The 22,821-nt window shown below is 70.1% G+C and carries 19 protein-coding genes; 16 read left to right on the forward strand and 3 right to left on the reverse strand.

The features are described from left to right. The first annotated feature begins 1 nt into the window (after window position 1). The 15 genes from IPK37_12930 to IPK37_13000 all read left to right on the forward strand — a co-directional run bounded on the left by IPK37_12930 (window position 2) and on the right by IPK37_13000 (window position 17,769). On the forward strand, window positions 2–559 hold the full coding sequence (locus IPK37_12930; protein ID QQR99869.1) for an NADH-quinone oxidoreductase subunit B: 558 nt from the start codon (window positions 2–4) through the stop codon (window positions 557–559). Next, window positions 556–1,308, forward strand: a complete 753-nt coding sequence (locus IPK37_12935) for an NADH-quinone oxidoreductase subunit C (protein ID QQR99870.1) — start codon at window positions 556–558, stop codon at window positions 1,306–1,308. Before IPK37_12930 ends, IPK37_12935 begins: the two co-directional genes overlap by 4 nt. Next, window positions 1,308–2,663, forward strand: coding sequence for an NADH-quinone oxidoreductase subunit D (locus IPK37_12940; protein QQR99871.1), 1,356 nt, complete (start codon window positions 1,308–1,310; stop codon window positions 2,661–2,663). The genes IPK37_12935 and IPK37_12940 overlap by 1 nt, the downstream gene beginning before the upstream one ends. Next, a complete protein-coding gene (gene nuoE / locus IPK37_12945) occupies window positions 2,663–3,532 on the forward strand; it encodes an NADH-quinone oxidoreductase subunit NuoE (protein QQR99872.1) in 870 nt (289 codons plus the stop codon). The genes IPK37_12940 and nuoE overlap by 1 nt, the downstream gene beginning before the upstream one ends. Continuing rightward, entirely contained in the window at window positions 3,532–4,842 is a 1,311-nt protein-coding gene (nuoF, locus tag IPK37_12950) for an NADH-quinone oxidoreductase subunit NuoF (protein ID QQR99873.1), read from the forward strand. The genes nuoE and nuoF overlap by 1 nt, the downstream gene beginning before the upstream one ends. After that, window positions 4,839–7,331, forward strand: a complete 2,493-nt coding sequence (locus IPK37_12955; GenBank protein ID QQR99874.1) for an NADH-quinone oxidoreductase subunit G — start codon at window positions 4,839–4,841, stop codon at window positions 7,329–7,331. The genes nuoF and IPK37_12955 overlap by 4 nt, the downstream gene beginning before the upstream one ends. Then, a complete protein-coding gene (gene nuoH, locus IPK37_12960; GenBank protein QQR99875.1) occupies window positions 7,328–8,794 on the forward strand; it encodes an NADH-quinone oxidoreductase subunit NuoH in 1,467 nt (488 codons plus the stop codon). The genes IPK37_12955 and nuoH overlap by 4 nt, the downstream gene beginning before the upstream one ends. 25 nt (window positions 8,795–8,819) lie before the next feature. Next, complete coding sequence (gene nuoI / locus IPK37_12965) at window positions 8,820–9,452, forward strand: NADH-quinone oxidoreductase subunit NuoI (GenBank protein ID QQR99876.1); 633 nt, start codon at window positions 8,820–8,822, stop codon at window positions 9,450–9,452. Beyond that, window positions 9,449–10,234 (forward strand): NADH-quinone oxidoreductase subunit J, encoded by a 786-nt coding sequence (locus tag IPK37_12970; protein QQR99877.1) that lies wholly within the window; start codon window positions 9,449–9,451, stop codon window positions 10,232–10,234. Before nuoI ends, IPK37_12970 begins: the two co-directional genes overlap by 4 nt. Further along, window positions 10,231–10,530: an NADH-quinone oxidoreductase subunit NuoK gene (nuoK, locus tag IPK37_12975; protein ID QQR99878.1), complete on the forward strand. Its 300-nt coding sequence runs from the start codon at window positions 10,231–10,233 to the stop codon at window positions 10,528–10,530. Before IPK37_12970 ends, nuoK begins: the two co-directional genes overlap by 4 nt. Before the next feature lie 13 nt (window positions 10,531–10,543). Further along, window positions 10,544–12,496 (forward strand): NADH-quinone oxidoreductase subunit L, encoded by a 1,953-nt coding sequence (gene nuoL / locus IPK37_12980; protein QQR99879.1) that lies wholly within the window; start codon window positions 10,544–10,546, stop codon window positions 12,494–12,496. Then, on the forward strand, window positions 12,496–14,088 hold the full coding sequence (locus IPK37_12985; protein QQR99880.1) for an NADH-quinone oxidoreductase subunit M: 1,593 nt from the start codon (window positions 12,496–12,498) through the stop codon (window positions 14,086–14,088). Before nuoL ends, IPK37_12985 begins: the two co-directional genes overlap by 1 nt. An 8-nt stretch (window positions 14,089–14,096) precedes the next feature. After that, a complete protein-coding gene (nuoN, locus tag IPK37_12990) occupies window positions 14,097–15,686 on the forward strand; it encodes an NADH-quinone oxidoreductase subunit NuoN (protein ID QQS02860.1) in 1,590 nt (529 codons plus the stop codon). After that, window positions 15,683–16,684 (forward strand): polyprenyl synthetase family protein, encoded by a 1,002-nt coding sequence (locus IPK37_12995; GenBank protein QQR99881.1) that lies wholly within the window; start codon window positions 15,683–15,685, stop codon window positions 16,682–16,684. The genes nuoN and IPK37_12995 overlap by 4 nt, the downstream gene beginning before the upstream one ends. A gap of 449 nt (window positions 16,685–17,133) precedes the next feature. Further along, a complete protein-coding gene (locus IPK37_13000) occupies window positions 17,134–17,769 on the forward strand; it encodes a TetR/AcrR family transcriptional regulator (protein ID QQR99882.1) in 636 nt (211 codons plus the stop codon). On the opposite strand, the gene rarD is transcribed toward IPK37_13000, so the two are convergent. From rarD to IPK37_13015, 3 genes are read right to left on the reverse strand one after another with little or no spacing between them, the layout of a single operon-like run. Further along, entirely contained in the window at window positions 17,738–18,664 is a 927-nt protein-coding gene (gene rarD / locus IPK37_13005; GenBank protein ID QQR99883.1) for an EamA family transporter RarD, read from the reverse strand. The two genes, IPK37_13000 and rarD, sit on opposite strands and share 32 nt — an antisense overlap. Window positions 18,665–18,698: 34 nt before the next feature. Then, window positions 18,699–19,784, reverse strand: coding sequence for a 2-oxoacid:ferredoxin oxidoreductase subunit beta (locus IPK37_13010; GenBank protein QQR99884.1), 1,086 nt, complete (start codon window positions 19,782–19,784; stop codon window positions 18,699–18,701). 1 nt (window position 19,785) lies between these two features. Continuing rightward, window positions 19,786–21,771, reverse strand: coding sequence for a 2-oxoacid:acceptor oxidoreductase subunit alpha (locus tag IPK37_13015; protein ID QQR99885.1), 1,986 nt, complete (start codon window positions 21,769–21,771; stop codon window positions 19,786–19,788). Between the two features lie 176 nt (window positions 21,772–21,947). Between IPK37_13015 and htpX the strand changes: the two genes are divergently transcribed. After that, a complete protein-coding gene (gene htpX / locus IPK37_13020) occupies window positions 21,948–22,802 on the forward strand; it encodes a zinc metalloprotease HtpX (GenBank protein QQR99886.1) in 855 nt (284 codons plus the stop codon). Window positions 22,803–22,821: the final 19 nt, after the last annotated feature.

A 22,821-nucleotide genomic window follows, 5' to 3' on the forward strand; every position in this document is an offset into this window, starting at 1 on the left:
CATGGTCGATGTCGAGAAGTACCCCTCAGGGGTCTACACGACGAAAATCAGCGAGGCCATCGGCTTCCTGCTCAAGACGTCGATCTGGCCCGCGACGTTCGGTCTGGCCTGCTGCGCCATCGAGATGATGGCCTCGGGCACCCCGGACTACGACATCGCGCGGTTCGGCTCCGAGCGGTTCGCCGCGACCCCCCGCCAGGCCGACTGCATGATCGTGGCCGGCCGGGTGAGCCAGAAGTTCGCCCCGGTCGTCCGCCAGGTCTACGACCAGATGACCGAGCCCAAGTGGGTCATCTCGATGGGCGTCTGCGCCAGCTCCGGCGGGATGTTCAACAACTACGCGATCGTGCAGGGCGTCGACCACATCGTGCCGGTGGACGTCTACCTGCCGGGCTGTCCGCCCCGCCCCGAGATGCTGCTCAATGCCCTCATCACGCTGCACCACCAGATGATGAACACCCCCTACACCCCGGGCAAGCGCAAGGAGTGGACCCGCGCCGCCGAGGAGGCGGCGCTGTCCGCGACGCCGCTGATCGACCAGAAGGGCCTGCTGGCATGACGGAGAGCGTGAAGGGCACCGCCGGCGCCGCGCAGGAGACCGGCGGCAGCAACCTGCCCACGCAGGCGACGACCCCCGAGGTCCGCGGCGAGCGCCGTGGCATGTTCGGCGCCACGAAGGGGTCGGACACCACCGGGTACGGCGGCCTGGTCGCGCCGATCCTGTTCCCGGGCGCGGCCGAGCGCCCGTACGGGGGCTACTTCGACGCGGTCGCCGACGAGCTGGGCAAGGCGCTGTCGCGCGGGGATTCGGCAGGCGACACGTCGTACGAGAAGGCCGTCGAGAAGGTGGTCGTCGACCGCGGCGAGATGACGATCTTCGTCGCCCGGGAGGCGCTGCCCGCGGTGGCGCGGGCCCTGCGCGACGAGCCCACCCTGCGGTTCGAGATCTGCTCGGGCGTCTCCGGCGTGCACTACCCGGCCGACCACGGGCGCGAGCTGCACGCCGTCTACCACTTCCTCTCGATCACGCACGGCAGCCGGCGCATCCGGGTCGAGGTGACCTGCCCCGACGCCGACCCGCACATCCCGAGCATCGTCGAGACCTACCCCAGCAACACCTGGCACGAGCGGGAGACCTGGGACTTCTTCGGGATCATCTTCGACGGGCACCCGGCCCTGACCCGGATCCTCATGCCGGACGACTGGCCGGGCCACCCGCAACGCAAGGACTACCCCCTCGGCGGTATCCCCGTGGAGTTCAAGGGCGCCACCGTGCCCGCCCCCGACCAGCGGAGGTCGTATAACTGATGGCTACGGCGAGCGAGAAGGTCCACGCGACCGCCGGTGCGGGCACCGACGAGAGCCCCCGCGACCACTACCTGCAGGCCGAGGGCGGCGACTGGGACGCGCTGGCGGCGGAGGCGATCGAGCACTCCGACGAGCGCATCGTCGTCAACATGGGCCCGCAGCACCCGTCGACGCACGGGGTGCTTCGGCTCATCCTGGAGCTCGACGGCGAGACCGTCACCGAGGCGCGGGTCGGCATCGGCTACCTGCACACCGGCATCGAGAAGACGATGGAATACCGCACGTTCACCCAGGGCGTGACGCTGTGCACCCGGATGGACTACCTGACGCCGATGTTCCAGGAGACGGCGTACTGCCTGGCCATCGAGCGGCTCCTCGGCATCGAGGACCAGATCCCCGAGCGGGCGACGCTGATCCGCGTCCTGATGATGGAGTGCACCCGGATCTCCAGCCACCTCGTGTGCCTCGGCACCGGCGGCATGGAGCTGGGCGCCACCACCGTCATGACGATCGGTTTCCGCGAGCGGGAGCGGCTCTTCCGGCTGATCGAGGCCACCACCGGCCTGCGGATGAACAACGGCTACATCCGCCCCGGCGGGGTCAGCAACGACCTGCCGAGCAACTGGAAGGCGATCATCGACGACCAGTGGCCGCTGCTGCGCCAGGGCGTCCGGGAGCTCGAGGACCTCTGCCTCGAGAACCCGATCCTCAAGGGCCGGCTGATGGACGTCGGCTACCTCGACCTCACCGGGTGCATGGCCCTCGGCGTGACCGGGCCGATCCTCAAGGCCGCGGGGATGCCCTACGACCTGCGCAAGAACGCGCCCTACTGCGGCTACGAGACCTACGACTTCGAGGTCCCCACCTGGGACTCCGCGGACGCCTACGGCCGCCTGCGGGTCCGCTTCCTGGAGATCTGGGAGTCCCTGAAGATCATCGACCAGGTGATCGAGCGCCTCGAGAAGTGCGAGGGGCAGCCGGTCATGGTCGCGGACAAGAAGATCGCCTGGCCGGCGCAGCTGTCCGTGGGCGCCGACGGCCAGGGGAACAGCCTGGAGCACATCAAGGAGATCATGGGCACCTCGATGGAGGCCCTGATCCACCACTTCAAGATCGTCACCGAGGGCTTCCGGGTCCCGCCGGGTCAGGCGTACGTCGCGGTCGAGTCCCCGAAGGGCGAACTCGGCTGCCACCTCGTCAGCGACGGCGGCACCCGGCCCTACCGGGCGCACTTCCGCGACCCGGCCTTCAACAACCTGCAGTCCGTCGCGGCCATGGTCGAGGGCGGCGCGGTCGCCGACACGGTCGTCGCGGTGGCCTCGATCGACCCCGTCCTGGGAGGTGTGGACCGCTGATGGCACACGGTCACCAGCCGAACTACGGCAGCCAGCCGAATGTCGCGTCCGAACCGTACGCCGAGGACGTGCTGGCCGCCCTGCGGATCGACGCGGCCCAGGTCGTCGGGCGTTACCCCGACAAACGCTCGGCCCTGCTCCCGCTGCTGCACCTGGTGCAGAGCATCGACGGCTACGTGAGCACCCGCGGCATCGAGTTCTGCGCCGAGACGACGGGCCTCACCCCCGCCGAGGTCAGCGGCGTCGCGACGTTCTACACCCAGTACAAGCGGCACCCCAACGGCTCGTACACCGTCGGCGTCTGCACCAACACGCTGTGCGCGATCATGGGCGGCGACGCCATCTGGGACGCGGTCAGCGCCCACCTCGGCATCGGGCACGACGAGACCACGCCCGACGGCAAGATCACGCTCGAGCGCGTGGAGTGCAACGCCGGCTGCGACTACGCGCCAGTCGTGATGGCGAACTGGGAGTTCTTCGACAACCAGTCCCCGGAGTCGACGATCGCGCTGGTGGACGCGCTGCGCGCGGACCAGGCCGTCGCGCCGACTCGCGGCGCCGCCACCGTAGCCACGTTCAAGGAGGTCAGCCGGGTCCTCGCGGGGTTCCCCGATGGGCGGGCCACCGAGGGCGACACGGCCGGGGTGGCCACCCTGGTGGGGCTCAAGTACGCCAAGGAGCGCGGTTGGTCTGCCCCCGCGGCCGAGGCCAGCAGCGGCGCACCCCGGATCAGCACGAGCACGCAGGCGGCCGCCACCCCGGCGAGCACGCCGGAGAAGACCGTCGGCAGCCAGGACACCCCGTCCAACGCCCCGGCCGACAAGCCCGGCACCGGCACTGCCCCGGCGGCCGACGGAAAGGCGCAGTGATGACGCAGCTCACGCCGATCCTGTCGCGGTTCTGGGACGAGCCGCAGTCCTACACCCTCGCGACGTACGAGCGGTTCGACGGCTACCAGGCCCTGCGCAAGGCGATCCGCATCGACCGCAAGGACCTCGTCCAGCAGGCCAAGGACTCCGGGCTGCGCGGTCGTGGCGGCGCTGGCTTCCCCACCGGCATGAAGTGGGGCTTCCTGCCGCCGGACGACGGCAACCCGCGCTACCTCGTGGTCAATGCCGACGAGTCCGAGCCCGGGACCTGCAAGGACGTCCCGGTGATGTTCAACGCCCCGCACCTGCTCATCGAGGGCATGATCATCACGAGCTACGCGATCCGCTGCAACCACGCCTTCATCTACCTGCGGGGCGAGGTCGTCCACGTCTACCGGCGCCTCATGAACGCCGTGGCCGAGGCCTACAACGCGGGCTACCTCGGCAAGGACATCCTCGGCACCGGCTTCGACCTGGACATCACGGTGCACGCCGGAGCCGGCGCCTACATCTGTGGTGAGGAGACGGCGCTGCTGGACAGCCTGGAGGGCCGGCGCGGTCAGCCGCGGCTCAAGCCGCCGTTCCCGGCGGTGGCCGGCCTCTACGCCCGGCCGACCGTCGTCAACAATGTGGAGACGATCGCGCAGGTCGCGCCGATCTTCCTGCACGGCTCCGACTGGTTCGCCAGCATGGGCACCGAGAAGTCCAAGGGCGTCGGCCTGTTCAGCCTGTCCGGGCACGTCGAGCGGCCGGGGCAGTACGAGGCGCCGTACGGCGTGACGATGCGCGAGCTCCTGGAGATGGCCGGCGGGGTCCGCAACGGGCAGCGCCTGAAGTTCTGGACCCCGGGCGGGTCGAGCACGCCGATCTTCACCGAGGAACACCTCGACGTGCCGCTGGACTACGAGTCGGTGGCCGCCGCGGGCTCGATGCTCGGCACCCGCGCCCTGCAGGTCTTCGACGAGACGGTCTCGGTGGTCCGGGCCGTGTCGCGGTGGATCGAGTTCTACGCGCACGAGTCCTGCGGCAAGTGCACCCCGTGCCGCGAGGGCAACTGGTGGATGCGGCAGGTGCTGCAGCGCCTCGTCGACGGCAAGGGCGAGGAGGGCGACGTCGACAAGCTGCTCGACGTGGCCGGTCAGATCCTCGGCCGGTCGTTCTGCGCCCTCGGCGACGCCGCCGCGACGCCCGTGCAGTCGGGCATCAAACACTTCCGCGAGGAGTTCGAGAAGGGCTACCACACGCCCGCCGCCGAACTCTTCCCGCCGGCGGCGTCGGTCCTGTTCGCGAAGGAGAGCGTGTCCCGATGACGGTCCAGAACAGTCCGGCCTCGGGCGCCAATAGCGTCGACGACGGCGGCAACGCCCAGCTCCCGCCGCCCGTCGAGATGGTGACCCTCACCATCGACGGCGTGCCCGTGGCCGTTCCCAAGGGCTCGCTGGTGATCCGCGCGGCCGAGCGCCTCGGCGTGGAGATCCCGCGGTTCTGCGACCACCCGCTGCTGGACCCGGTCGGCGCCTGCCGGCAGTGCCTGGTCGACGTCGCCACGCCGGGCCCGGACGGGTCGCTGCGCAAGATGCCGAAGCCGCAGGCCGCGTGCACCACGACGGTGTCCGAGGGCATGGCCGTGGAGACGCAGCACACCTCCGAGGCGGCCGACACCGCCCAGAAGGGCGTGCTGGAGTTCCTCCTCATCAACCACCCGCTGGACTGCCCGGTCTGCGATAAGGGCGGCGAGTGCCCGCTGCAGAACCAGGCCCTCAGCCACGGCCGGCCGACCAGCCGGTTCGACGACGTGAAGCGCACGTTCGCCAAGCCCGTCAACGTCTCCAGCCAGGTCCTGCTCGACCGCGAGCGGTGCGTCCTGTGCCAGCGCTGCACCCGCTTCTCCGACCAGATCGCCGGCGACCCCTTCATCGCCCTGGTCGAGCGCGGCGCGATGCAGCAGATCGGCATCTACCAGGAGGAACCGTTCGAGAGCTACTTCTCCGGCAACACGGTGCAGATCTGCCCGGTGGGTGCGCTCACCGGCGCGGCGTACCGGTTCCGGTCGCGTCCGTTCGACCTGGTCAGCACGCCGAGTGCCTGCGAGCACTGCGCCAGCGGCTGCGCCCTGCGGGTCGACCAACGGCGCGGCACCGTGCTGCGCCGGATGGCGATCAACAACCCCGAGGTCAACGAGGAGTGGAACTGCGACAAGGGCCGCTGGGCGTTCACCTACGCCACGCAGCCGAACCGCATCCCCACGCCGATGGTCCGCCAGGACGGCGAGCTGCGGCCGGCGAGCTGGCCGGAGGCGCTCGCCGCGGCCGCCGACGGGCTGGCCCGCGCCCAGGCCGAGGGCGGAGTGGGCGTCCTGACCGGTGGCCGGCTGGCCGCCGAGGACGCCTATGCCTACAGCAAGTTCGCCCGGCTGGCGCTCGGCACCAATGACATCGACTTCCGCGCCCGGCCGCACTCGGCCGAGGAGGCCCAGTTCCTCGGCGCGCTCGTCGCGGGCACCGGCCTCGGCGACGCGGGCGGCGTCAGCTACACCGACGTGGAGAACGCCGCCGCGGTCTTCCTCGTGGGCTTCGAGCCCGAGGAGGAGTCGCCGATGGTGTTCCTGCGCCTGCGCAAGGCGTGGCGCAAGAACAAGACCGCGGTCTACGGCATCGCGCCGTACGCCTCGCGGGGTCTGACGAAGGTCGGCGGCGCGCTGATTCAGGCGGCGCCGGGCACGGAGACCGAGGTGCTGCACGCGCTACGCGAGCGGCGGGCCGAGCTCGAGGGTCCCGCGTCCGCGATCGTCGAGGGCACGATCTTCCTCGTGGGGGAGCGGTTGGGCACGGTGCCCGGGGCCCTGTCGGCCGTGGCCATGCTCGCCAAGACCAACGGCGCCCGCATCGCGTGGATCCCGCGCCGGGCCGGCGAGCGCGGCGCGCTGGAGGCCGGCTGCCTGCCCGACCTGCTGCCGGGTGGGCGCCCGGCCCGGGAGCCGCAGGCGCGCTCCGACCTGCAGGCGCTCTGGGGCGTCGATCACCTGCCCGCGCCGGGCGGGCGGGACGCCGCGGCGATCGTCCGCGCGGCCGCCGGCGGTCAGCTGGCCGGCCTCGTGATCGGCGGGGTCGAGGTCAGCGACCTGCCAGACCAGCCCGTCGTCGCCCAGGCGCTGGAGCGGGCGTTCGTCGTCAGCCTCGAGGTCCGCGACAGCATCGCGACCGAGTCCGCCGATGTCGTCCTTCCCGTCGCACCGGTGGCGGAGAAGTCCGGAGCCTTCCTGAACTGGGAGGGCCGCGTGACGCCCTTCACCGCGGCGCTGGCGACGACCGCGATGGGCGACCACCGGGTCCTCGACCTCCTCGCCGCCGAGATGGGCATCTCACTCAACGCCCGCTCCGTCGACGAGATCCGCGCCGAGCTCGGCGGGCTGCAGCCCTGGTCCGGGCGGCACCTGGCCACGCCCACCGCGGACTCCCGACCCGTGCCGAGCCTGGCGCCGGGCCAGGCGGTCCTCGCCACCTGGCACCAGCTCCTCGACGCCGGCCGCATGCAGGACGGCGAGCCCTATCTGGCGGGCACCGCCCCGCTGGCCGTCGCGCGCCTGTCGGCCGCGACCGCCGGGCTGCTCGACATCGTCGACGGGATGGCCGTCACGGTCTCCACGCCCGCCGGGTCGATCACCTTGCCGGCCCAGATCACGCCGATGGTCGACCACGTCGTGTGGTTGCCGACCAACTCCGCAGGGTCGCGGGTCCGCGCCACGCTCGGCGTCGACGCCGGCGATGTCGTCACGGTCACGAAGGGTGGTGCGGCATGAGCGGCGCGAGCGCGCTGTCGATGTCGACGGTGGTCCCGGCGAACATCGAGCTCCCGGACTTCAGCGACACGCCCTGGTGGCTCTCGCTGATCAAGGCGGTGCTGATCTTCGTCTACCTGATGTTGCAGGTCGTCGTCGTGATCTGGTTCGAGCGCCGGGTCATCGGCCGGATGCAGCAGCGGCCCGGTCCCAACCGGTTCGGACCGTGGGGCATCCTGCAGGAGATCGCGGACGCCTTCAAGCTGATCTGGAAGGAACTGTTCATCCCGCGGCAGGCCGACCGGCTCATGTACCTGATCGCGCCCATCCTCTCCGGCGCCATCGCGTTCATCAGCTTCGCGATCATCCCGCTCGGCGGCATGGTCTACGTGTTCGGCCACCACACCCCGCTGCAGCTCACCGAGACCCCCGTGTCGGTCCTGCTCGTGCTGGCGGTCGCCGGCATCGGCGCGTACGGCGTCCTGCTCGCCGGGTGGTCGTCGGGCTCGACGTACCCGCTCCTCGGCGGTCTGCGCTCCTCGGCGCAGGTCATCAGCTACGAGATCGCGATGGGGCTGTCGCTGGTCGCGGTGTTCCTCTACGCGGGCTCGATGCGCACCAGCGACATCGTCGCCGCCCAGGACCGGGTCTGGTACATGTTCCCGCTGGTGGTCAGCTTCGTCGTCTACATCATCACGATGGTCGGCGAGACCAACCGTCTGCCCTTCGACCTCGCCGAGGGCGAGGGTGAGCTGGTCGCCGGGTTCCACACCGAGTATTCGGGCATGCGGTTCGGCATGTTCTTCCTCGGCGAGTACGTCAACATGTTCACGGTCGCCGCGCTGGCCACCACGCTGTTCCTCGGCGGTTACCAGGCGCCCTTCGGGCTGCACTACATCATGGACGGCCGGCTCTCTGCCGGCTGGCTGGGCCTGCTCTGGTTCACCGGCAAGCTCTGGGTGTTCATGTGGTTCTTCGTGTGGCTGCGGGGCACCCTGCCGCGCACCCGCTACGACCAGTTCATGAAGTTCGGCTGGAAGTTCCTCATCCCCGTGACCCTGTTCTGGGTGCTGGCCGCGGCCTTCATAAAGGGGGCGCAGGCGGGCTTCTTCGGCACCTGGTCGGTGGGGCCGTTCAACCTCGTCCTGCTGCCGATCCTGCTCGTCATCATGCTGCTGGCCTGGATCGCGGTCTCCGCGTGGGACCGGGCGATGGCGGAGCGCGACGTCGCGACGATCGTGCCCACCGAGGTCGATCCCTTCGCCGGCGGCTACCCCGTACCCCCGCTGCCCGGCCAACGCCTCACCGAGTCGGGGGAGTCCTCGACCGTCGTCAGCGGCACCCGCTCGGGCGCCGCCACGGTGCCCGCGAAGGCGACCACGGGCGTCCTGACGGACGACGCGGCGGACCGGGCCGACAGCGAGGGCCGTTCCGAGCGCGGACCAGCGCAAGCCAGCTCCAAGACGGAGGAGAACCCGAAGTGAGCCGCCACACGCGCGAGGTGACGCCATGAGCGAACAGAACAAGGACCCGCAGGAGGAGAAGCCTCGCGGTTTCTTCGCCGACCTGTTCGCCCCCGTGGCCGGGTTCGGGGTCTCCTTCAAGACGCAGTTCCGCAAGGTCGCAACGGTTGAATATCCCGAGGTCAAGGCGCCCACGGCCCCTCGCTACCACGGCCGCCACCAGCTCAACCGGCACCCGGACGGCCTGGAGAAGTGCGTCGGCTGCGAGCTGTGCGCCTGGGCGTGCCCCGCGGACGCGATCTTCGTCGAGGGCGCGGACAACGACGACACCCCCACCGCTCAGGGCGGCAAAGGGCGGTTCTCCCCGGGCGAGCGCTACGGCCGCGTCTACCAGATCAACTACCTGCGCTGCATCTTCTGCGGGTTGTGCATCGAGGCCTGCCCTACCCGGGCCCTGACGATGACGAACTTCTACGAGCTGGCCGACCACACGCGTGCCGACCTCATCTTCGAGAAGCACCAACTGCTGGCGCCGCTGGGCGACGGTATGGTGCAGCCGCCGCACCCGATGGTGACCGGCATGGTGGAGCGGGACTACTACCAGGGCAAGGTCACCAAGGGCACCCTCGAACAGCGCCAGTACGTCGAGCACCGCGTGGAGGGTGAGGAGCGGAAATGACCGACGCATCGTTCATGTCCACCGGGGAGTCGGTGTTCTTCTGGATCGTCGCGATCACGATGGTCTGCGGCGGACTCGGCCTGCTGTTCGCCCGCAAGGCCGTCTACGCCGCGATGTCCATGGCCCTGGTCATGGTCATGCTCGGCATCGTCTACCTGGCCCTCGGCGCGGACTTCCTCGGCATCGTGCACGTGTTCGTCTACACCGGCGCCGTCATGATGCTGTTCCTCTTCGTCATCATGCTGATCGGCGTCGAGGCCAGTGAGTCCGTGGTCGACACGATCAAGGGGCACCGCTGGATCTCGCTGCTCTTCGCGTTCGGCCTCGGCGTCCTGCTGCTGTCCATCCTCGGGCACGCCCGCGTCGTCGGGGTTCCCGGCGGCCTGGACGCGGTGAACCGGGACGGCCACGTCGCTGGCGTCGCGGGCCTGATCTTCGGCCCGTACGTCTGGGTCTTCGAGACGACCAGCGCCCTGCTGATCACCGCGGCCCTGGCCGCGATGGTGCTGGCGCACCGCGAGCGCCTGATCCCGCGGCCGAGTCAGCGCGAGTGGTCGATCCGACGGGTCCGGGAGAACCGGTACGTCGCGGGCCTGCCCGCCCCGGGCGTCTACGCGCGGCACAACGCGGTCGACACGCCGGCGCTGCTGCCGGACGGAACGCCGAGCGAGCTGTCCGTCAGCCGCATCCTCACGGCGCGCCGTCAGGTCACCGGCCCCAAGCCGTTCACCGACGCGGTCGAGTTCGTCGACAACGAGATCGAGGAGGGGTCGCAGCGATGAGCGTGATGGCCTACGTCTACCTCGCGGCGATCCTCTTCACGATCGGTGCGGCCACCGTCCTCACGCGACGAAACTCGATCGTCGTGTTTATGGGCATCGAGCTCATGCTCAACGCCGTGAACCTGATGTTCGTGACGTTCTCCCGCCTCAACGGCACCCTCGACGGCCAAGTGATCGCGCTCATCGTCATGGTGGTCGCCGCCGCGGAGGTCGTGGTCGGCCTCGCGATCATCATGGCCATCTACCGTGCCCGCCGATCGGCTTCGGTCGACGACGCCAACCTGCTGAAGCTGTAAGGAGCGAGAAGGCGTGCTATCGATCCCCTCGGCCGTCGGCCTGATCACGGCGTCCGCACCCGCCCCCGAAGCGGCGGCGGCGACCGGCCCCGCGGCGTACGGTTGGCTCCTCGTCGCCCTCCCGCTCTTCGGCGCCGCCGTCCTGCTCGTGGGCGGTCGCAAGACCGACGAGTTCGGTCCGATCCTCGCGACGGTCCTGTCCTGGATGAGCTTCTTCGTCGGGGCCTCGATCCTGCTGCAGATGCTCGGGCAGGACGTGGAGCAGCGGGCCTTCCACCTCAAGTTGTTCTCGTGGATCACGGCGGGGTCGCTGGACCTGTCGGCCGGGATGCTCCTGGACCAGCTTTCGATCAGCTTCGTGCTGCTCGTGACCTTCGTCGGCTCGCTGATCCACGTGTACTCGCTGGGCTACATGGAGCACGACCACGACAAGCGTCGCTTCTTCGCCTACCTGAACCTCTTCGTCGCGGCGATGCTCACGCTGGTCCTCGCCGATTCCTACCTCCTGCTGTACGTCGGGTGGGAGGGCGTGGGTCTCGCGTCGTACCTGCTCATCGGCTTCTGGAACTGGAACCCGCCGTACGCCTCCGCCGCGAATAAGGCGTTCATCGCCAACCGCGTCGGCGACTTCGGGCTCGGCCTGGCGATCATGCTGATGTTCTTCACGTTCGGCCGGGTCGACTACGCCGGCGTTTTCGGGGCGGCGAGCCACGCGAACGAGACCGCGCTCACGGTGCTGGGGCTGCTGCTGCTGCTCGCCGCCTGTGGCAAGTCGGCGCAGTTCCCGCTGCAGAGCTGGCTCGGCGACGCCATGGCCGGCCCGACGCCGGTCTCGGCGCTGATCCACGCGGCGACGATGGTCACCGCCGGCGTCTACCTGGTGGTGCGCAGCCACGCGATCTACAACTTGGCGCCCACCGCCCAGCTGGCCGTCGTCATCATCGGTGCGATCACGCTCACGATGGGGGCGATCATCGGCTGCGCGAAGGACGACATCAAGAAGGCGCTCGCGGCGTCCACGATGAGCCAGATCGGCTACATGATGCTCGCGGCGGGCCTGGGACCGGTCGGCTACGCCTTCGCGATCTTCCACCTGATCACGCACGGCTTCTTCAAGGCCGGGATGTTCCTCGGCGCGGGGTCGGTCATGCACGGCATGGGCAACCGCGTCGACATGCGCACCTTCGGCGGCCTGAGCTCGGTCATGAAGATCACCTGGGGCACCTTCCTGCTCGGCTGGCTGGCCATCCTCGGGATCCCGCCGTTCGCGGGATTCTGGAGCAAGGACAAGATCGTCGAGGCGGCGTTCATCGGCGAGGGCTGGCGCCCCTGGGTGTTCGGCTTCCTGACGATGTTCGTCGCGGGCCTCACCGCCTTCTACATGTCGCGCCTGTTCTTCATGACGTTCCACGGCGAGCGCCGCTGGCTGGGGCACGACCACCCGCACGAGTCGCCCAGCACGATGACCGTGCCGATGATGGTGCTCGCGGTCGGCTCGGCCTTCATCGGCCTGGTCCTGGCGTGGCTCGGCTTCACCGACTGGCTCGGCCCGGCCGTCGGCGCGGAGGCGCACGGCGCCGAGCACCACCCGGTGTTGAACGCGTGGCTCATCATGGGGCTCACATTGCTGCTGGTGCTCGCCGGCGCGTTCCTGGCCTACACCAAGTATTGGAAGGGTCGCGTCGGCGCCCCGGCGACCGGTGGCTTGGCCACGCTCGCCCGCAACGACTTCTTCCAGGACGACGTCAACGACATCGCCCTGGTCGGGCCCGGCAACGCGCTGGTCCGCGGGACCGTCCTCACCGACTCGGGCGGCATCGACCGCTCGATGCTCGGCCTGGGCGGCGCCGTCGGTGCCCTGTCGAGCGGCCTGCGTCGGCTGCAGAACGGGTTCGTCCGCTCCTACGCCCTGACGATGCTCGTCGGCATCGTCGTCCTCCTCGGTGCCGTCTGGGTGGTGCAGTGATGAAGAACGTCGATTGGCTGACCGTCATGATGGTCGTCCCGCTCGTCGGGGCGCTCGTCGTGGCGTTCCTCCCGCGGGGCGGGGGTCGGATGGCCCGTCCGGTCGCGCTGGGGTTCTCCCTGGTCGTGCTGGTCTGCGCGCTGATCGCGTGGCTGGGCGTCTATGACACGGGCTCCGCCGAGCAGTTCCAGCTGAAGGCCACCCACGAGTGGATCCCGCAGTGGGGGATCAGCTACGCCCTGGGCGTCGACGGGATGGCGCTGGCGATGATCGTGATGTCCGCGATCCTCGTCCCGATCTGCATCGTCGCGGCCTGGGAGGACATGCCGGCGGACGGGATGCGGGACAACGGCTACTTCGCCTGGATCCTGCTTCTCGAGGCGTTCATGATCGGCGTCTTCGCCGCCGTCGACGTCTTCCTCTTCTACGTCTTCTTCGAGGGCATGCTCATCCCGGTCTACTTCCTCATCGCCAGCTACGGCGTGGGGGAGCACCGCCGCCGCGCCGCGCTGAAGTTCCTGCTGTTCTCCCTCGCCGGCGGCCTGGTCATGCTCGCCGCGGTCATCGGGGTCTACGTGCAGGGCAAGGGCGGCTCCACCGGCTTCCTCGTCTCCTCTCTCACCGGGCTGTCGATGGACCCGACCACGGAGCGGCTGCTGTTCCTGGGCTTCTTCATCGCGTTCGCCATCAAGGCCCCGATGGTGCCGGTGCACACCTGGCTGCCGGACGCGGCCGAGGCCGCGACCCCCGCGACCTCGACGCTGCTGGTCGGCGTGCTCGACAAGGTCGGCACGTTCGGAATGCTGCGCTTCTGCCTGCAGATGTTCCCGAACGCCAGCCAGTGGGCGACGCCGGTGGTCATCGCGCTCGCGTTGCTGTCCATCCTGTACGGCGGGCTGGCCGCGATCGGTCAGCAGCACATGATGCGCCTGGTGGCCTTCACCTCGGTGAGCCACTTCGGCTTCATCGTGCTGGGGATCTTCGCCTTCACCCGGATGGGCGGTCAGGGCAGCGTCCTCTACATGCTCAACCACGGGTTCGGCACTGCGGCGCTGTTCCTGCTCGCAGGGATGCTCATCGCGCGCCATGGCAGCCCGTTCATCCGCGACTACGGCGGCTGGCAGCGCGTCACGCCGCTGCTTGCGGGCACCTTCCTGGTCGCCGGCCTCTCCGCCCTGGCGCTGCCGGGCCTGGGCAGCTTCGTTTCGGAGTTCCTCGTGATGATGGGCACCTTCCAGCGCTACCCGTGGGTGGCGGCGATCTCCTCGATCGGCATCATCCTGGCGGCGCTCTACGTGCTGCTCTGGTACCAGCGGGTCTTCACCGGCCCGCCGCCCGGCCGCCGGGTCGTCGATCACGACGGCGCGGTCGAGGCCGAGGACGATCCGTCGGTGCCGGCGCTGCGCGTCCCCGATCTCGTCTCCCGGGAGCGGCTCGTGGTGGCCCCGCTCATCGCCATCTTCGTGGTGCTGGGCTTCTACCCGAACCTGGCGCTGCAGGTGATCAACCCGGCCGTCGACAAGACCCTGTCCATCGTCGGCGTGCAGGATCCGGCTCCCAGCGCGGGTGCCGCTGAGGGGAGTGCGAAGTGAACCCGGTCATCCCGGCGGTCTGGGCGGCGATCGACGTACCGTCGGCGACGTTCACGAAGATCGACATCTCGTACAGCGCCATCGCCCCCATGCTGATCGTCTTCGGCGGCGGGCTCATCGGGGTGCTCATCGAGGCGTTCGCCGCCCGGCGCAGCCGCCACGAGCTCCAGTTCGGGGTGGCGATCGTGACCCTGCTGGGCGCGCTGGCCGCGATCCTGCTGCTGGCCCGCCCGAACCAGACCTCGACCCTGGCCGGGGCCGCGGTGATCGACGGTGTCGCCCTGTTCCTGCAGAGCCTGATCGTGGTGCTCGCGCTCGCGTCCATCCTGATCATGGCCGACCGGCTCTCCGGCCGCGTCGCGGATGCGTTCACCCCCTCGGGTGCAGCCGTCCCCGGCAGCAAGCAGGAGGAGATCGCCCAGCGACTCGGGGCGTCGACGACGGAGGCCTTCCCGCTGGCGCTTTTCGCCACCGGCGGCATGATGATGTTCGTCTCGGCGGGCGATCTGCTGACCATGTTCGTCGCCCTCGAGGTGCTGTCCCTGCCGCTCTACGTCCTCACCGCGATCTCGCGCCGGCGCCGCCTGCTCAGCCAGGAGGCCGCGCTGAAGTACTTCCTCCTCGGCTCGTTCAGCTCCGCCTTCTTCCTGTTCGGCGCGGCGCTGCTGTTCGGCTTCGCCGGCACGGTGTCGCTGTCCGGCATCGCGATGGCGGTGGGCCGCGCCAACGACCCGGCCCTGCTGGTGCCCGGCGCGCTCTTCCTGCTGTTCGGCATCCTGTTCAAGATCGGCGCGTGGCCGTTCCACAGCTGGGTTCCGGACGTTTACCAGGGCGCCCCCACCCCGGTGACCGGCTTCATGGCGGCCTGCACGAAGGTCGCGGCGTTCGGTGCCTTGCTGCGTCTGGTGTACGTCGGGATCGGCTCGACCCGGTGGAGCTGGACGGTGGCGCTGTGGGTCGTGGCCGGCCTGACGATGATCGTCGGCTCCGTCCTCACCGTGACGCAGACCGACATCAAGCGCCTGCTCGCCTACTCCTCGATCGCGCACGCCGGGTTCATCCTCGTGGGCTTCCTCGCCTTCGACCGCAGCGGCGTGAACGGCGTGCTGTTCTACCTCGCGGCCTACGGGTTCACCACGGTGGCGGCCTTCGGCATGGCGTTCCTGGTCCGGCAGGGCGGCACGGAGGCCACCGCGCTGGCGCAGTGGACCGGGCTCGGCCGCCGGCACCCGCGGTTCGCCGCCGTATTCTTCCTGCTGCTGCTGGCCTTTGCCGGGATCCCGCTCACCAGCGGGTTCACCGCCAAGGTCGCGGCCTTCGTGCCCGCCGTGGCGCACGGCGGGCCGGCCGGCGTGGTCCTCGTGGTGGTCGGCGTGCTGTGCAGCCTGATCACCGCGTTCGCCTACTTCCGCGTCGCGGGCCTGATGTTCCGCTCGCCGGTGGCGGACGGCGACGGGGCCGGCGTCGTCGAGGTCGTCACGCCCTCGAGTGGGACGACCTTCGCGATCGCCATCGGGGTCATCGTCACCCTGGTGCTCGGCGTGTTCCCGGCGCCCCTGCTCACGGTCTTCGAGTCGACCACGCAGTTCCTGCCATGACGGGGAGCCCCCCGTTCGCCCTACCCGACGTCGAGCCCGGCCTGGCAGCGAGCCTCCAGGCCGGGCTCGCGGCGGTCGACGACTACCTGCACGACCAGGTCGACCACGCGGACCCGTTCATCGCCGAAGCCAGCGGCCACTTGCTCGCGGCCGGCGGCAAGCGGTTCCGGCCGCTGCTGACCCTGTTGGCCGCCCACCTCGGCGACGGGGTGACCGACGAGGTGGTCCAGGCCGCGGCGGCGGTCGAGCTGACGCACCTCGCGTCGCTGTATCACGACGACGTCATGGACGAGGCGGAGGTACGCCGCCACGTGGCCAGCGCCAACGCGGCGTACGGCAATTCGATCGCGATCCTGGTCGGCGACCTGCTCTTCGGCACGGCCAGCGCGATCGTCGCCGATCTGGGGCCCGAGGCCGTCAAGATCCAGGCGCAGGCGTTCGTGCGGCTGTGCTCGGGTCAGATCCGCGACGTGCGCGCCTGCCCGGACGGCGCCGACCCGGTCGACTACTACCTGGGCGTCCTCGCCGACAAGACCGGCGTGCTGATCGCCACGGCGGCCCGGTACGGCGCGATGTTCTCGGGGTGTGACGCTGGGACCGCAGAGATCATGCGGCAGTACGGCGAGCGGCTGGGCGTCGCCTTCCAGCTGGCGGACGACCTCCTCGACATCGCCTCGGACGGCGGCACCTCCGGCAAGCAGCCCGGCACGGACCTGCGCGAGGGCGTGGCCACCCTGCCGGTCCTTTATGTCCGCCGGGCCGCCGCGCCGGCCGACGCCGAGCTCCTGGAGCTGCTCTCCCGAGACCTGCGGGTCGACGACGCCGGGGTGGCGCGGGCCCTAGAGCTGCTCCGGGGGCATCCCGCGCTCGGGCACGCCCGGGAGGAGACCCGTCGCGTGGCCAACGAGGCGCGCGACCTGCTACGCCCCCTGCCGGATGGGCCCGCGGTGCGGGCCCTCGCGGCTCTGGCGTCGGGCGTCGCGGACCGCAGCGTCTGAGGGCGCCGCGCGCCGCGTCGCGCCATGCCGACGCGTGGCCTTGCCTGTCGTTGCGCCGCAGTGACACGCCGTTTGCGCCGCCGTGACCTGCCGAGGCGGCACGTCTGTTCGACACGCCGCGCCCGACACGCGCTGGGATGCGCGAATCCGTTACGCAGGGCAGGTAATAATATGTCAGCCGCCCGGCGCTTGGGCTCACGTCTTGAACGCTGACCGAGTACGATGACCTGCGTGCCTCGGGGTGGTTTTGGCCGGCTTCACGGTGACTCCGCGGGGCTCGGTTCATGACTCTCCTCGGAGCCAACCGCCGTGTGGCGCAGAGAAACTGCCGGACGGCGCGACGCTCTCGACGGGCGTCGTGGGGGGCACTTTCATAACGCACGTCGTCGGTTTAAGGTGGGGGCGGCGCGAGAATGCTCGCGCTGTAAACTTGGTCCTGAGGTGGTCTTATGTCGCGCGTTCCGGCCGATCAGCGTCGTGAGCAACTCATCGAGGCAACGATCGATTTGGCGATTCGCGAGGGACTCGCGGCTGCATCGGTGCGCCGGATCGCCGACGAGGCGAACGTCTCGCTCGGCGTGGTCCACTACTGCTTCAGCAGCAAGGAAGCCCTGCTGAACGCCGTCGCCGAGTCCTTCATCAAGCCGATCATCGGCGCGGTGAACCAGGCCCTCGACGGCCACACCGGCGGCTTCGAGGAGAAGGCCTACGAGGCGTTCAAGGCGTTCTGGGAGCACACCCAGACCCAGCCGGGACGCCAGCTGCTGTCCTACGAGCTGGCCGCGTGGTCCATCCGCGGCGACGGCGAGTCGGCCCGGCTGCTCTACAAGACCTACATCGACGCCATCGAGGTCATGATCACCGAATACCTCGGCATCCGCGGCTCGGAGGGCCTGCCCACCCGCACGCTCGCCCGCATGGTGCTCGCGGTGTGCGACGGCGTGATGCTGAGCTGGCTCGTCGACCACGACGACGAGGCCACATTCGACGTCCTGCAGGGCTTCATCAGCGTGCTGATCGCGGTGGTCGAACAGGCGCGCGGCGCCGGCTTCGTCACCGTGGCCGAGCCCGAGCCCGTGTACTGACGCCCCACCGGACCAGATCCGCCACCAGCAGCAGCAGGGCCAGCCACACGACGGCGAATCCCACCCAGCGGCCGGTCGAGAGTCGTTCGCCGACGGCGAGGGCGCACAGCAGCTGCAAGACGGGCGCGATGAACTGCATCAGCCCGACCGTCACGAGGGTGACGCGCCGGGCGGCGGCCGCGAAGAACAGCAGGGGGACCGCGGTCATCAGCCCCGTCGAGGCGAGCAGGAGTGCGTGCGCCCCGCCGTACCCACCGAAGGTGGACTCCCCCTGCGCGGCGAGCAGGCCGATGGCCGCCGCCGCGAAGGGGGCGAGGACGGCCGTCTCGGCCGTCAGGCTCTGCACGGCGGTGAGCGTGGTCCCGAGCTTGTTCTTGACCAGCCCGTAGGTGCCGAACGAGAACGCCAAGGCCAGCGGGATGACCGGCACGGCGTGGGCGTCGATCGCGAGCACCGCCGCCGCCACGACGCCGACGCCGACGGCGACGGCCTGCAGCGGCCGCAACCGCTCGCGCAGGACGATGAGCCCGAGCGCGACGCTGACCAGCGGATTCAGGAAGTAGCCCAGGGCGGCCTCCGTGATCCGCCCCGAGGTGACCGCGATCAGATAGGTCACCCAGTTGACCGAGATCAGCGCCCCGGCCAGCGCCAACCCGCCGAGCGTGCGCGGCCGGCGCAGCTGCGCCCACAGCCCGGGCAGCCCGCGGGTGGCCACCAGCAACACCAGGCAGCACGCGAGCGACCAGACGATGCGCTCAGCCAGGATCTCGACGGCCCCCGAGGGCGCGAGGGCGCGTATGTAGAGCGGGAACGAGCCCCAGATGAGGTAGGCGGCCAGACCGTAGGCCACGCCCCGGGCGTGGTCGCGCTCTGGCCGCCCACTCGACGGCGGCACCGTGGGGCTGCCCGGCTCGGACGCCCCCAGCGAATCAGTCGTCGTCCTCCTCCTCCACGACCCAGGGGTCCCGGCCGGCGAAGAGGTTGTTGACGTCCTCGTCGGTGAGGTGTCCGGCCGCCGCCATGGCCTCGTTGACCTGGCCGCGGACCTGGTCGTCGTACGCCGGGCGGGGCACGTCGCGGAAGATCCCGACAGGCACGTGCGACATGTCGCCCGGGTCCATCCATGCCAGGGTGAAGGCGCGGCTCGGGTCGGGGTTGCGCGGGTCGTGCACGAGGATGTGGTCCTCGGGGGCCTCGTCGGTCGGGACCAGTTCGAGCCCCTGCGGGCCGGCGATGACGACGCGGTCGGCCGTGCGCAGCGGCTGGCCCTCCTCCATGCGCAGCAGGCGCGCCTCCGCGGACTGGGCGTCCCGCAGCACGTCGAAGGCGCCGTCGTTGAAGATCGGGCAGTTCTGATAGATCTCGACGAACGCCGCCCCGCGGTGGGCCGCAGCGGCGCGCAGCGTGCGAGACAGGTGGTCGCGGTCCGAGGCCATGGTGCGCGCCACGAACGTGGCCTGCGACCCGAGCGCCAGCGCCACCGGGTTGAACGGCGCGTCGAGGGAACCCTGGGGGGAGGACTTGGTGATGATCCCCATGGGGGAGGTGGGGGAGTACTGGCCCTTGGTGAGCCCGTAGATCCGGTTGTTGAACATCAGGATCTTGAGGTTCACGTTGCGGCGCAGCGCGTGGATGAGGTGGTTGCCGCCGATGGACAGGGCGTCGCCGTCACCGGTCACGACCCAGACGGACAGGTCCTCGCGCGCGGTGGCGAGGCCGGTGGCGATCGCCGGGGCACGCCCGTGGATCGAGTGCATCCCGTAGGCGTCCACGTAGTAGGGAAAGCGCGAGCTGCAGCCGATCCCGGAGACCACGACGACGTTCTCGCGGCGGATGCCGAGCTCCGGCATGACGCCCTGGAACGTGGCGAGGATCGCGTAGTCGCCGCACCCGGGGCACCAGCGGACCTCCTGGTCCGAGGTGAAGTCCTTGCGGGTCAGGCTCTCGCCCTCCGGAACCTGGGGAACGCCGTGCAGGCCCGTGAGGCCCGGCATCGGCAGGTCGACGGTGCTCATCTCATGCCTCCTGGGAACCGGTGCGGACGGCGTGCGGGCCCTGCAGGATGCGCAGCTCGTCTTCGAGCATCTGCCGAATCTGCAGGGGCACGAAGGGCAGGCCGCTGACCTGCGTGAAGGACCGGATGTCGACGAGATACTTGCCGCGCAGGACCAGCGCGAGCTGCCCGAGGTTCATCTCCGGCAGCACGACGCGCTGGTAGGACTTCAGCACCGCGCCGGTGTTGCGCGGCAGCGGCGCGATGTGGCGCAGGTGCGCCTGGGCGATCTTCAGGCCGTCGCGGCGCATGTTGCGGACGGCTGCGGTGATCGGGCCGTACGTCGAGCCCCAGCCGACCACGAGCAGTTCCGCGTCGCCGGTCGGGTCGTCGACCTCCAGCGGCGGGATCGACTCGGCCATCTTCTCCAGCTTGGCCTGCCGCAGCTCGGTCATGACCTGGTGGTTGGCCGGGTCGTACGAGATCGCGCCGTGGCCGTCGGCCTTCTCGATGCCGCCGATGCGGTGCTCCAGGCCGGGGACGCCCGGCGGGGCCCACGGCCTCGCGAGCGTCGCCTCGTCGCGCTGGTAGGGGTGGAACGTCGGCTCGCCCTTGGCGTTCGTGGCGTTGGGTCCGGTGGCGAACGCCGGGTCGATCGCCGGGAGGCTGCCGATGTCTGGCAGCCGCCACGGCTCGGAGCCGTTGGCGAGGTAGCCGTCGGTGAGCAGGATGACGGGGTGCCGGTAGGTGACCGCCAGCCGGCACGCCTCGTAGGCGGCGTCGAAGCAGTCCGTCGGGGACTGCGCGGCGATGACGGCCACCGGCGACTCGCCGTTGCGCCCGTAGAGCGCCTGCAGCAGGTCGGCCTGCTCGGTCTTGGTCGGCAGCCCGGTCGAGGGACCGCCGCGTTGCACGTCGACGATGACCAGGGGCAGCTCGGTGGAGACGGCCAGGCCGATCGTCTCGCTCTTGAGGCAGAGGCCCGGGCCGCTCGTGGTGGTGATCCCGAGCGCCCCGCCGAAGCTCGCGCCGAGCGCGATGCCGGCGCCGGCGATCTCATCTTCGGCCTGCACGGTGGTCACGCCGAACCGCTTCATGCCCGACAGGACGTGCAGGATCTCGGAGGCGGGGGTGATCGGGTAGGAGCCGAGCAGCAGCTTGAGGCCGGCCCGGTGGGCCGCGGCGACTAGACCGTACGCCGTCGCCGTGTTGCCCGTGATGTTGCGGTAGCGGCCAGACCGCATCGGGGCGGGCGCCACCTCGTAGCGCACGTTGAAGTCTTCCGTGGTCTCGCCGTAGCTCCAGCCGGCCTCCAGCGCAACCAGGTTGGCGGCGAGGATCTCCGGCTTGCGCGCGAACTTGGTCTCCAGGAAGGCCTTGGTGCCCTCCAGATTGCGGCTGTACATCCACTCCAGCAGGCCCAGGGCGAACATGTTCTTCGCCCGTTCCTTCTCCTTGCGCGTCAGCGGCGAATCCGCCAGCGCTTCGACCGTGACCGTGGTGAGCGCCACGGCGTGCAGCCGGTAGTCCTCCAGGCTGCCGTCCTCCAGGGGGTTGTCGACGTAGCCCACCTTCGCCAGGTTGCGCTTGGTGAACTCGTCCGTGTCCGCGAGGATCAGGCCGCCGCGGGGCAGGTCGCCGAGGTTGGCCTTGAGCGCGGCGGGATTCATCGCCACCAGCACGTCTGGGGCATCGCCCGGCGTCAACACGTCGAAGCTGGCGAAGTGCAGCTGGAAGCTGCTGACGCCGAGAAGGGTGCCCTGCGGGGCGCGGATCTCGGCGGGATAGTTCGGCAGGGTGGCTAGGTCGTTGCCGAGGCCGGCGGTGTCGGAGGTGAACCGGTCGCCGGTGAGCTGCATGCCGTCGCCGGAGTCACCCGCGAAGCGGATGACGACGCGGTCGACGGTGCGAACCTCGGTGCTGTCGATGGTGGTCATGAGGTGCTTCACCGACCTCTGTGGGGTGGATGGGCGCGCGAGTCGCCCGGCGGGTTGCCCGAGACCGCTCATCCTAGGCAACGGCGGCCCCGGCGCGCTGATAGGGCTAACTTTAGCCAGAGTTCATTCAACTCTGCTAGCAGTTGGCCGTGCGACTTCCCTCGATTGCGCAAGGTGCCCTGGGCGCGCTCGGGCGGAGGAGCGACGTCCGCGGGAACGGAAGCGCCCTGCCCAGCGTTGCCCCCGACATGCATCGGCACTACAACGGGCTCAAGACCGCCGCGCTGTTCGGCGCGATCTGGGCCCTCCTGCTCGGGATCGGCTCGCTCATCGGCGGTGGCCGCTTCATCTGGCTGTTCGCCCTGCTCGGCGTCGGCATGACCGCCTATGGCTACTGGAACAGCGACAAGATCGCCATCCGGTCTATGCGGGCCCACCCGGTGACCCCCCAGCAGCAGCCGGCGATGTACCGGATCGTCGCCGAGCTGTCCCAAAAGGCGGGCCAACCGATGCCCCGGCTCTACGTCTCGCCCACCGAGGCGCCCAATGCCTTTGCCACCGGCCGCAATCCGAGCCACGCCGCGGTCTGTTGCACCGAGGGTATTCTGCGCCTGCTGGATGAGCGCGAACTGCGCGGCGTCCTCGGGCATGAGCTGATGCACGTCTACAACCGGGACATCCTCACCTCCTCGGTCGCCGCCGCGCTTGCTGGAGTTATCACCAGCGTGGCCCAGCTGATGCTCTTCTTCGGTGGCGGCAGCGACGAGGACCGCCCCAATCCGATCGCCATGATGGCCCTGGCGCTCCTCGCGCCCCTCGCGGCGTCGGTCATCCAGCTCGCCATCAGCCGGACGAGGGAGTACGACGCGGACGAGGACGGCGCGCGCCTCACCGGAGACCCCCTCGCGCTGGCCAGCGCCCTGCGGAAGCTGGAACAGGGCACCGCCCGGGCCCCGCTGCCGCCGCAGCAGGACCTCGTCAACACCAGCCACCTGATGATCGCCAACCCGTTCCGCGCGCAGGACGTGTCGGGACTGTTCAGCACCCACCCGCCGATGCCGGCCCGCATCGAGCGGTTGCAGAGGATGGCCGGCGGCCGATGAACCGCCCGTGCCAGAGTTG

The organism is Austwickia sp. (genome assembly GCA_016699675.1).
In the GTDB taxonomy this organism is placed as follows: domain Bacteria; phylum Actinomycetota; class Actinomycetes; order Actinomycetales; family Dermatophilaceae; genus Austwickia.